We start from the raw sequence: 10420 nt of genomic DNA, 5'->3' as shown, positions 1-10420 counted from the left end.
CGCCTCCACTGTCGCGGTCACAGACCGGCCCTCACCAGCTCTCCCCAGAGGACAACCCAGAGACAGCCCCGGACTTCTTCAGGGGCAAGTAGCTAGCCGTTGATGTCCAGGGCCGTCCCGTAGAGCCGTTCCACGCGCAGGCGGATCACGATCCGCCGCTCGGCGACCTGCTGCCGGAGGAAGGCGTCCTCGTCCTCCGGTTTCGCGGCCGGCGGGATCATCGCCAGCAGTTCCCGCCCGACCGCGTCACCGGGCACCTTCGTGATCTCGGAGACCTCGGCCGTGCCCTCGGCGACGGCGAACGACCACACGTCCCCGCCCTGCACGTGCAGCGCCGCTCGCGGATCGCGCCGCAGGTGCTTCGCCTTCACGCGGTCGGCGGTCGTGGACAGCCGCACGATGCGGGATTCGGGTTCCCAGGTGTAGAGCATGGTGGTCAGGTGAGGGTGCCCGCTCTGTTTGACCGTGGCGAGGGTGCCGAACTGCTGCTTGGCCAGCAGGTCCGAGAGGGCTTCGCCGGACAGGGAGCGGGGCGCGGGTCCTTGGGTCATGCCGTGATCAACTGCCTGCGGCCAGGCCGGTATTCCGGCCTGGCCGCACGTGCCGGCGGGAGGGGCTTCAGCGCTCGTCGGGGCGGTACGGGCCGGGTACGAAGACCAGGGCGTCACCGACGGCCCGTTCGGCGGGTCCGCTGGGATGGTTGGCCAGTGTGCCCTCGATGGACATCGTCGTGGAACCGCCGCCGTCCAGGTTGACCGAGTCGGTCAGGCCCAGGGCGTGGGCGACGGCCGCCGTTTCGTCCATGGTGGTACCGACGCTGGTGGTCATGCGGCCGTCGATGGTCGCCAGCACGATCTCGCCTTCTCGGGTCGTACCGGCGATCGTGCGCGGGTTGCGCGCGAAGAAGCTGCCCGAGCCGGCCAACACCACGACACGGCCGTGCGCGGTGAGCCGATAGCGCCCGTTCACGCCGAACAGCCCCGGGTGGACGGGCAGTCGGCGGCCCTGCTCGTCGCTCAGCACGGAGTCGGTGCGCAGGCAGCCGCCGTCCGCGGTGTGCAGCAGGGCCGCCGCGTCGGCGCCCGTGGCCTGTACCGAGGTCTGACCGGAGGTCAGGTGCGTGCCTCGCGTCAGCTGCGTGCGTACGACGCAGCCGTGCCGGTCGAGGACCACCTCGACGCCCGCGCCGGCCGGCGTGGTCCCGGCGAACTCCGGTGTGAAGCGCACGACGTCGCCGGGAACGGTGCACCGGGTCGGGTCGGCCGGATCGGCGCAGGCCGCCGGGACGGCGGGCGGATGGTTCACGTACTTCAAGGGGAGCGTCGCCCCGGTTCGCCGGTTGTGCAGGCTGCCCGACCAGCTCAGCCAGCCCGTCAGGACGCGGTTGAGGTCGGCGTCCACGACGAGGTCGGCCTCCGTGCTGTCGCCGGTGGGCTCGCTGAGCAGCCGCCCGTCGTAGAGGCCGAGCCCCACCGGGTCGCCGGGGTACTCCGCGCTGCCGGTGAAGGTGAAGAAGGAGGCGTTGACGCCTGCCAGGGCCCCGGAGGAACGCACCAGTTCGGTCGTCTTCTCCGTGTGGGCCAGATCGGGGCCGTGCGTGGCCCGGAGGTGGCCGCGCGCCCTGCCCGGGTCGATCGTCAGGACGTCGACCACCCAGGGCCGCGTGGGGTGGTGTTGATCTGGTCGGCCGGGGCCGGCTCGGTCCCCCGGACGATACGGGTGAGGGTCACACCGTCGGCCGGCGTCTGTGTGGTGCGGGTCTCCGTCAGGCCGGGATCGCCGAGCGGGAGCGTCGCCTCGGCGGCGGTGGCGCGGCCGGCGGGCGGAGCGAGCAGCAGGAGGAGGAGGGCGGCCACCGTGAGGGCCGCCGCGCGAGTCGGTCCGGGTCTGTACGAGGTGAATGCCATGCACGCGAGCGTGCTCGTCGCGTCGGACGATTACCCGTGCGGCGGTTGATCCGCCGGCCCCGGTTCGGTTAACTGCGGGTGCCGACGGCCGAGTTGACCGCAGCGCGCCGGAGCCGGACCGCTGCCGTGTCCTTGAGACCGCGGGCGTCGAAGCAGAACGGAAGGGGTCCTGCCGGTCCTCATGGCCCGGCAGAACCCCCTGTCCTGTCCCTCCGTCACATCGCCGCTAGTTGCGGCGTCCCGCGTGATCGTGGGCGACGGAGCTCCGGTCCCCGCCGGGGGCAGGTACGGAACCGTGGACTCCGGTGCCCGCCCCGGCCGTCGTGGCCTCGGCGCGGTCGCCGTGCCCCGGCCACCAGGCCGCGTGGCCGATCAGTGCGGTGAGGCTCGGGGTGAAGAACATCGCCATCACGAAGGCGGCGACGGCGATGCCGAAGGACACCGCGAAACCCATCTCCGAGAGGAGCGAGTTGCCCGCCAGCATCATCGTGGCGAAGGTCGCCGCCAGGATGAAGCCGGCCGCGGCGACGGTAGGACCGGCATGCCGCAGCGCCATCCCGGCCGCCTCGCGCGGCTCGCGACCCTCGCGGGCCTCCTCGCGGAGCCGGGCGATCATGAGGATGTTGTAGTCGGTGCCGATGGCGACCACGAACAGGTACATGATCACCGGGAGCATGAACATCAGACCCGAGTGTCCCTGCCCCTTCTGGAAGATCCACACGGTGGCACCCAGGGTGGCGCCGAAACCGAGACCCACCGAGGCCATCAGATACCAGGGCGCGACCACACTGCGCAGCAGCAGGCCCAGGATGACCATGATGAGGATGGCGGCCACCGGGAAGACCGTCTTGTAGTCGTGGTTCACCGCGGTGTTGATGTCCTTGTAGATCGAGGACATGCCGCCGACGACCGCCGTGGTGCCGTCAGGGGCGTTGGTGTGGGCGACGTCGCGCACCTCGCCCACGGTGTCGATCGCCTTGTCCGTCGACGCCTCGTACTTGAGCGTGACGGTGAAGTCGGCGGTGGTGCCGTCCTTGTTCAGCTGGGTCATCCGGGCGCTGTCGACCCCGTCCACGGCCCCGAGCTTCTGCGCGTACGCGTCGAAGCCGGCCTTGTCCAGCGGCTTGCCGTCGGCGCTGGACAGGTAGACGTCGGTGGGTGCCGCGGCGCCCGCCGAGTACGCCTTCTGCATCTGGTCCTGTACGACCATGGACTCCTTGGTCTTGGGCATGGAGCCCGCGGCCAGGTCGAACGTGGCATGGAAGCTGAGGATGCCGAGCGACAGCGCGGCCAGGATGATGCCGGACACCACTGCGGTCAGCGCCGGGCGGCGCTGCACTCCGCGGCCGAGCGCCGCGAACCGGGCGTTCTCCGGCTCCGTCTTCCAGGACTTGGAGGGCCAGAAGACCTTCGGTCCGATGAGCGAGACCACGGCGGGGATCAGGGTCAGACCCGCGACGAGGGTCGCGCCGACCGCGATGGCGAGTGCCGGGCCCATCTGCTTGAGGAAGCCGAGGGTGGACAGCACCAGCGCGAGGAAGGCGATGATGACGGCCCCGGCCGCCGAGGCGATGGCCTCACCGACCCTGTCGACCGCGTTGATCATGGCCTGCTTGGGTTCGTCACCGGCGCGCAGGCGTTCGCGGTAGCGGAACATCAGGAACAGGAAGTAGTCCGTACCCACACCGAAGAGCACGACGATCAGGATCGACGAGATCGAGCTGTTCGCCTGGAGGTCGAAGAGCTTGGTGGCGTAGGAGATCAGGCCGTTGGCGACGGCCGACACCAGGCCGATCAGCACCAGGGGAAGTACGGCCAGGATCGGTGCCCGGAAGATGATCAGCAAGGTGACCAGGATGATCGCGAAGGTGCCGAAGCCGATCAGCGCCTGTCCGCGCTTGGACGAGTCCTGCTGGTCGAGGGCCTGGGCGGCGGAACCGCCGAGCTTGACGTCGAGGTGCGTGCCCTTGGCCAGTTGCTTGATGTCGTCACGCAACACCTTGGCCGCGTCGGCCTGTTTGGGCTGACCGGCGTTCTTGCTGTCCATCTGGACCAGGGTCAGGTCATACCTGCCGTCCTTGGACGGCGGGCCGGGGACGACCTTCTGCACCTGGTCGATGTGCTTCTTGCCCAGTTCGGTGGTGATCCGGGCGACGTCCTGCTTGTCGGCGGCGGTCAGCTTGCCGCCGTCCGTGCGCTGGTACAGCGCGATCGCGGACGGAGTGAAGGCGCTGGGGAACGCCTTCTGCTGGAGGTCCGCTGCTTTGATCGATTCGTAACTCTTGGGTAGGAAGCTGCTCTCGTCGCTGTTCGAGGGCAGACTCGGAGCGGTGGCGACAATCGCCACCGCGGCGATCAGCCATGCCACGATCGTCCACACGGGATGTCGGACGACTGTGGTGCCAATACGTCGGAACATGCGGAAGGTCCTCCTGGACAGGAAGATCACCGCAGCCTGGGGGAGCGGTCCCTGGCATCGGCGACCCCGAACGGCACGCATCTAACGGGCCGGTCATATGGTTGTCTTGGGGATCACATGGTAGTGACCGAGTACGAAAATCCTCTCATCGTGCGTTCTCGTCTCAAGTGATGCTCAAGCGCCCAGGGGACATGGGAGCGCAAAAGGGGCACGGAGGAGCGAGGACGGGCCGCTCAGCCAAGAACGAACGGGAGTTCGGCGACGATGTCGCCCAGTACGGCCTTCTCCGCGTCCGTCGGCGTACGGCGCCCGGTACCGATCAGCAGCGCGTCCTTGTCGGAGAGCGCGGCGGGGAATGCCGTACCGGCGATCTTCTCCAGCGAGGCGCGCGCCGCCGCGAGGGCCTCGGCGGGCGGTTCGGCGGCCGCCGGCAGATGCGCGATCAGGTCGAGGTGGTGCAGGGTCCACTCGACCACGTACGCCGACAGGTAGTCGCCGACTGTCAGCACCTCGTCGCGGGTGCCGACACGGACGGCCGGATCGGCGAGTTCCGCGGCGCGGCCCGCCGCCGAACCGACGTCGTCCAAGTGGAACTTCAGCCACCGAGCCTCGCCGTAGGCGGCGGCCAGCCGAGGGATCAGCGCATCGAGCGGATCCTCGCCGGTCGGAGGCTCGACGAGCTTCCAGTAGGTCACCGCGTCCACAGTCGGTTCGGTGTCGGCGGGCGTGACCAGGGTGATCAGGACGTCCTGCGCGTCGATGACCAGGTGGCACACCAGGTCCCGTACCAGCCAGCCGGAGCAGCCGGACGGACGGACGAAGTCCTCGTCCGGGAGTTCCGCGACCGCCGTGCGCAATGCCGTCCAAGAGCGTGAGAAGAGATCCACTGGCCGCACGCTAGTGCGAGACCGGCGCGGCCAACAACCGAATTCCGGCGGGTCCTGTCGGACTCCGCCGTGTGGCTCATCGCCCGGACGGCGAAAGCCGGTAGGAGCCGGCGAGGTCGCGCACCTCCACCGAGAGGAACACCCGCTCCTCGCCGTCGTCGTTCACCCGCAGATGCTTGGCGAGCAGGGCCAGAACACTCTCGGACAGCCGCGCCTTGAGCGCTTCGGGGCGGCCGGGCATGAGGCCGACCTCCACGTGCACGAAGACGGTCGCACCGCCCGGTTGTTCGCCGGCATACATCTCCGCCGGGCGAAGCACCGTCTTGCACACGCCCGTCGTCCTGGACTCCTCGACCACCAGCGGATGCAGCTCCCGCACAAAGGCACGGGCGTCGAACGCCCCGGCCGGCCGGGAGGAGTAGTCGACGGTGAGATACGGCATGGCGGGCCTTTCACGCGTTCCCGTAGTTTCAATAGGCAACTATTTTCCCCCACGCCACCACCGGGGTTCACCTCGCCCCCCACACCCAAGGTGCGGCGAGCCCAACCCCCTTTCCTCATGGCTTACTTCACTACTTGACGCAATTGGTCTGGACCTCTAGTTTCACGGCTCAGCCAGTCATCGTGCGCCGCCCGATGCCCACCCCCCACCGAAAGGGCCACCCTGTTCATGGCCAGGTCCCTCCCGGCTGCCGTCTTCGCAGCAGCACTGGGCCTCTCCGCATGCCTGCTCAGCGCCTCGCCCGCCGCGGCCGCCACGGGTGCCATCACCGGCCTCGCCGGCAAGTGCCTCGACGTCGCCGGGGCCAACTCGGCCGACGGAACGCCCGTCCAGCTCTACGACTGCAACGGCACCGGCGCCCAGCAGTGGACCGTCGGCAGCGACGGCACGATCCGCGCCCTCGGCAAGTGCCTGGACGTCACGGGCGATTCGACCGCCGACGGTGCCAAGGTCCAGCTGTGGACCTGTACCGGCGGCCCGAACCAGTCGTGGACGGTCACCTCCACCCACGACATCGTCAACCCGCAGGCGAACAAGTGCCTCGACGTCACCGACGACAACTCCGCCAACGGCACCCGGATCCAGATCTGGACCTGCGGCGGCGGAGCCAACCAGAAGTGGAACGCGCCCGCGACCCAGGCATCCGACCAGTGCTGGGCGACCCACTACGGCCCCCAGCCGCCCGGAGCCCTGACGGCCAGCGGCGAGCTCTTCGACAACAACGCCGACACCGCGGCGACCTCGCTCAGCCGCCGGCCCCAACTGCCCTTCGGCACACGGGTACAGGTCACCAACACCGCCAACGGCAGGTCGCTGGTGGTCCGCGTCAACGACCGCGGCACGTTCGCCTCGACTCCCCAGGAACCCAAGTGCCTTGACCTGACCGACGGCGCCTTCGGCCGGCTCGGCGGGAGCCTCGATCCCGACGCCGGCCACATCGTCGTCACGGAGACCGTCCTCGACTGATCTCCGGGCGACCACCGCGCCGGCCGGCGGCACGGCACCGCCCGCCGACACCGGCACCCACCCCATCCTCCCGACCAGGACAGGAGTAGCTGTCGATGCCCATCCATCTCGCCGAACTTCCTTGCGGCCGCTTGAGACGCCTCGGACGCCTCCTGGCCGGCGGCATCGTCGCCGCCCTCCTCGCCGCGCTGTTCACCGCCGCGCCCGCCCAGGCCGCGGACGGCCGGATCACCGGGCTGGCCGGCAAGTGCGTCGACGTGGCAGGAGCCGGCAGCGCCAACGGCACCGCCGTACAGCTCTACGACTGCAACGGAACCAACGCCCAGATCTGGTCGAACCCGGGTGACGGAACCCTGCGGGCGCTCGGCAAGTGCCTGGACGTCGTCGACCGCGGCACCGCGGACGGCGCGGCCGTCCAGCTGTGGGACTGCTCCGGCGGCGCCAACCAGCAGTGGGTGGTCACCTCGGCCCACGACATCGTCAATCCGGCCGCCAACAAGTGTCTCGACGTGCGGGACAACAACAGCACCAACGGCACGCGGCTGCAGATCTGGACCTGTTCGGGTGGCGCGAACCAGAAGTGGAACGCTCCGGCCGGCGGCGGCAGCGGCACCCCGTCCGGATTCGTCGTCTCCGAAGCCCAGTTCAACCAGATGTTCCCGAACCGGAACGGCTTCTACACCTACAGCGGCCTCGTCCAGGCCCTGAGCGCCTACCCCGGCTTCGCCGACACCGGCAGCGACACGGTCAAGAGGCAGGAAGCCGCCGCCTTCCTCGCCAACGTCAGCCACGAGACCGGCGGCCTGGTGTACATCGTCGAGCAGAACACCGCCAACTACCCCACCTACTGCGACTGGAGCCGGCCCTACGGCTGCCCGGCCGGACAGGCGGCCTACTACGGGCGCGGCCCCCTCCAGCTGTCCTGGAACTTCAACTACAAGGCCGCCGGCGACGCATTGGGCATCGACCTCCTGAACAACCCCTGGCAGGTGGAGAACAATGCCGCCGTCGCCTGGAAGACCGGCCTGTGGTACTGGAACACCCAGTCCGGACCCGGCACGACGACCCCGCACAACGCCATGGTCGACAGCGCCGGATTCGGCCAGACCATCCGCTCCATCAACGGCTCCCTTGAATGCGACGGCAAGAACCCGGCCCAGGTACAGAGCCGCGTCGACGCCTACCGGCGCTTCACCCAGATCCTCGGCGTCTCACCGGGCAGCGACCTGTACTGCTGATCGGGTCTCCCCGCCTTCGGGCATGTCGCCTCATGCCGAGAGCGTCTGGAGGGGCAGTTCGATGACGGCGTAGGCGAGAGGTGCGCAGACCACGGCGGCGCCCAGCGTCAAGGCGCGCTCCCTGTGTGTACGGGCCATGAGCGGCGGGATGAGAACGAAGAGCACGAGGCATGCCCATGCCTGCGTGGCGTAGTGGAGGGTCCAGGCATATGCCAGGCCCTCCATGCCGAAGAGACCGGCGAACGCGGCCAGGCCGGTGACGCGGCGACGCGCGTCCCGGCCGCGCCGCCACCAGTGACCGGCGACGCCGAACAGCGGTCCCGCCACACAGGCCATACCGAGCCACACCAGCGGGAAGAACAGGTCCCCCGCGCCGTCGCGGCCGAACTGGGCGTAGCCGTAGTACCCGACGACCAGGCCGGCCTCCGCACCGAGGCCGCCGATCGCGGACCGGGACAGGGGACCCTGCCGGGACAACAGCGCTCCGGCGGCGAAGGCGACGGCGGACCACACGGCTCCGGAGTTGGCGATCTGCTGCCAGGCTCCGGGAAGCCACCCCTGGGCCAGGTTGGTGAGCGCACCGAGCAGCACGCCGGCGCCCGACGCCAACGCCGTGGGGCCGCCCCACGCGCGCAGTCGCCTCTTCAGGCCGACCTGACCGCGAGGAGTAGTGGTCGTCATCGTCGCCCTCACAGTCGCAGCCCGCTCTCCTACGGCATGCACTATACACACTATGTATACACGGTATGCATACCTGGACTCAGCGGGCCGCGTCCATGCGCTGGGTGCCGATCACCGACAGCAGCCGCAGCGCCTCCTCGGACGGCGTGCCGGGGACGGCGGTGTAGATCACCACCTGCTGGTCGCGGTCGGAGAGTTCGAGGGCGTCGCAGTTGACGGTGACCGGCCCCACGAGCGGATGCCGGAACGTCTTGCGCAGTGTGGGTTCCACGTCCACGTCGTGGGAGTCCCACAGACGGGCGAACTCCGCGCTGCCGGAACGGAGTTCGTGGATCAGCGCGGTCACCTCCGGGTCGTCGGGGTAGCGGGCGGCGGCCGTGCGCAGCCGGCGCGCCGCGTGGCGGGCGAACGCCTCGGCGTCGGACACCCCGTACAACCGCCGTCCCTCGGAGCGCGGCCCGAGGAAGGCGCGGCGCGCGAGGTTGCGGTCGCGGCGCGACAGTGCCGAGAAGTCCTCCATCAAGGCGGCGGCCAGCTCGTTCCAGGCGAGCACCTCCAGCGTGGCCGACGTGACGAAGGCGGCCGACCGCGGGAGCCGGTGCACCAGGTCGAGGATGCTCTGCCGCACCTCGCGCGAGGGTCCGGGCGCGGGGCCGGGCGGGGCGCCGGCCAGGAGATGGAGGTGCTCACGCTCGGCGTCCGACAGCCGCAGGGCACGGGCCAGCCCGGCCAGCACTTCCCGTGACGGACGCGGGCCGCGGGCCTGTTCGAGGCGGGTGTAGTACTCGGTCGAGATGTACGCCAGGTGCGCGACCTCCTCGCGGCGCAGCCCGGGTGTGCGGCGGCGCGGCCCGGCGGGCAGGCCCACGTCGGCAGGGCTGATCCGCTCGCGCCTGCCGCGCAGGAAGCCCGCCAGTTCTGCTCTGTCCACGCCTCCAAGTGTGCGCGTGCGCCGCACCGGCGATCCAGGTACCGCCGGTGCCTGGATGGGCCCCGCTCGCGGACGCAGGCTCGATGCCATGGACCACACACAGACCACCGCAATCCCCACTCCGACCGCACCGGGCCTGCTGGCAGGCAAGGTCGCCTTCATCACCGGCGCGGGACGCGGGATCGGCGCCGCCGCGGCGCGGCTCTTCGCGCGGGAAGGCGCCCGGGTGCTGCTCGCGGCGCGCACGGAAGCGCAGCTGAAGGCGGTGACGGAGGAAGTACGGGCCACGGGCGGCAGCGCGGACTACGTCGTCTGCGATCTGGCCGACACGGTGAGCGTACGCGCCGCCGTGGACCGCGCCGTCGACCTGTACGGCCGCCTCGACATCGCCTTCAACAACGGTGCGACGATCCAGCCGCCCGGCCCCATGGACCGGCTCCCGGAGGCCGAGTTCGACCATGTGTACACGGTGAACCTCAAGGGTGTCTGGCTGGCCATGGTCGCCGAGGTCGCCGCCATCCGGGCCACCGCGGGCGCGGGCGCCATCGTGAACAACTCGTCCATCGGCAGCCTGCGGGGCAATCCCGAACTGCCGGCGTACGGTGCGATGAAGCGGGCGGTGAACAGCCTGACGGAGTCGGCGGCCGTGACCTACGGCCCCGAAGGCATCCGCGTCAACGCGATCGCGCCCGGCAACACCCTGACGGAGATGATCCGGGCCTGGGAGGCGCGGTCGCCCGGTCTTCAGGACCGGCTCACGGCACTCACCCCGCTGCGCCGCGCTGCCGACCCGGACGAGATCGCCGAGGCCGCCGCCTGGCTCCTGAGCGACCGCGCCTCCTTCGTGACCGGCGCGGTGCTCAAGGTCGACGGCGGCGCACGGGCCTGA

The 10420-nt window shown here is 70.2% G+C and carries 11 protein-coding genes; 3 read left to right on the top strand and 8 right to left on the bottom strand.

What is annotated here, in order from left to right; translation table 11 throughout:
* Window positions 1-92: 92 nt before the first annotated feature.
* From ACWC0C_RS43390 to ACWC0C_RS43365, 6 genes are all read right to left on the bottom strand, one after another.
* The gene (locus ACWC0C_RS43390) at window positions 93-551 is read right to left on the bottom strand and encodes a PPOX class F420-dependent oxidoreductase (RefSeq protein ID WP_450870308.1); all 459 of its coding nucleotides are present in this window, start codon (window positions 549-551) and stop codon (window positions 93-95) included.
* Between the two features lie 67 nt (window positions 552-618).
* Window positions 619-1653 (bottom strand): phosphodiester glycosidase family protein, encoded by a 1035-nt coding sequence (locus ACWC0C_RS43385; protein ID WP_450870306.1) that lies wholly within the window; start codon window positions 1651-1653, stop codon window positions 619-621.
* Window positions 1638-1907, bottom strand: coding sequence for a hypothetical protein (locus ACWC0C_RS43380; protein WP_450870304.1), 270 nt, complete (start codon window positions 1905-1907; stop codon window positions 1638-1640). Before ACWC0C_RS43380 ends, ACWC0C_RS43385 begins: the two co-directional genes overlap by 16 nt.
* Window positions 1908-2133: 226 nt before the next feature.
* Window positions 2134-4326 (bottom strand): MMPL family transporter, encoded by a 2193-nt coding sequence (locus ACWC0C_RS43375; RefSeq protein WP_450870303.1) that lies wholly within the window; start codon window positions 4324-4326, stop codon window positions 2134-2136.
* A gap of 233 nt (window positions 4327-4559) precedes the next feature.
* Window positions 4560-5213: a maleylpyruvate isomerase N-terminal domain-containing protein gene (locus ACWC0C_RS43370; protein ID WP_450870301.1), complete on the bottom strand. Its 654-nt coding sequence runs from the start codon at window positions 5211-5213 to the stop codon at window positions 4560-4562.
* A 76-nt stretch (window positions 5214-5289) separates the two neighbouring features.
* A complete protein-coding gene (locus ACWC0C_RS43365; protein WP_450870299.1) occupies window positions 5290-5655 on the bottom strand; it encodes a 5-carboxymethyl-2-hydroxymuconate Delta-isomerase in 366 nt (121 codons plus the stop codon).
* A gap of 228 nt (window positions 5656-5883) precedes the next feature.
* Here ACWC0C_RS43365 and ACWC0C_RS43360 point away from each other — a divergent pair, with 228 nt between their 5' ends.
* Complete coding sequence (locus ACWC0C_RS43360; protein WP_450870297.1) at window positions 5884-6681, top strand: lectin; 798 nt, start codon at window positions 5884-5886, stop codon at window positions 6679-6681.
* A 95-nt stretch (window positions 6682-6776) separates the two neighbouring features.
* Window positions 6777-7919 (top strand): glycoside hydrolase family 19 protein, encoded by a 1143-nt coding sequence (locus tag ACWC0C_RS43355; protein ID WP_450870295.1) that lies wholly within the window; start codon window positions 6777-6779, stop codon window positions 7917-7919.
* A gap of 30 nt (window positions 7920-7949) precedes the next feature.
* On the opposite strand, the gene ACWC0C_RS43350 is transcribed toward ACWC0C_RS43355, so the two are convergent.
* Window positions 7950-8600: a DUF6518 family protein gene (locus ACWC0C_RS43350; protein ID WP_450870293.1), complete on the bottom strand. Its 651-nt coding sequence runs from the start codon at window positions 8598-8600 to the stop codon at window positions 7950-7952.
* Between the two features lie 79 nt (window positions 8601-8679).
* Window positions 8680-9531: a helix-turn-helix transcriptional regulator gene (locus ACWC0C_RS43345; protein WP_449194522.1), complete on the bottom strand. Its 852-nt coding sequence runs from the start codon at window positions 9529-9531 to the stop codon at window positions 8680-8682.
* Between the two features lie 88 nt (window positions 9532-9619).
* On the opposite strand from ACWC0C_RS43345, the gene ACWC0C_RS43340 reads away from it, so the two are divergent.
* Window positions 9620-10420 (top strand): SDR family NAD(P)-dependent oxidoreductase, encoded by an 801-nt coding sequence (locus ACWC0C_RS43340; protein ID WP_450870291.1) that lies wholly within the window; start codon window positions 9620-9622, stop codon window positions 10418-10420.

It is taken from the genome of Streptomyces sp. NPDC001709 (genome assembly GCF_053596375.1).
Note: the sequence above shows the minus strand (reverse complement) of the source record. Positions and strands in the feature narration are given on the sequence as shown.

Coding starts and splice junctions, on each gene's coding strand:
- ACWC0C_RS43380 (WP_450870304.1), bottom strand. CDS start 1,907: ATGGCATTCACCTCGTACAGACCCGGACCGACTCGCGCGGCGGCCCTC.
- ACWC0C_RS43340 (WP_450870291.1), top strand. CDS start 9,620: ATGGACCACACACAGACCACCGCAATCCCCACTCCGACCGCACCGGGC.
- ACWC0C_RS43355 (WP_450870295.1), top strand. CDS start 6,777: ATGCCCATCCATCTCGCCGAACTTCCTTGCGGCCGCTTGAGACGCCTC.
- ACWC0C_RS43390 (WP_450870308.1), bottom strand. CDS start 551: ATGACCCAAGGACCCGCGCCCCGCTCCCTGTCCGGCGAAGCCCTCTCG.
- ACWC0C_RS43375 (WP_450870303.1), bottom strand. CDS start 4,326: ATGTTCCGACGTATTGGCACCACAGTCGTCCGACATCCCGTGTGGACG.
- ACWC0C_RS43360 (WP_450870297.1), top strand. CDS start 5,884: ATGGCCAGGTCCCTCCCGGCTGCCGTCTTCGCAGCAGCACTGGGCCTC.
- ACWC0C_RS43365 (WP_450870299.1), bottom strand. CDS start 5,655: ATGCCGTATCTCACCGTCGACTACTCCTCCCGGCCGGCCGGGGCGTTC.
- ACWC0C_RS43350 (WP_450870293.1), bottom strand. CDS start 8,600: ATGACGACCACTACTCCTCGCGGTCAGGTCGGCCTGAAGAGGCGACTG.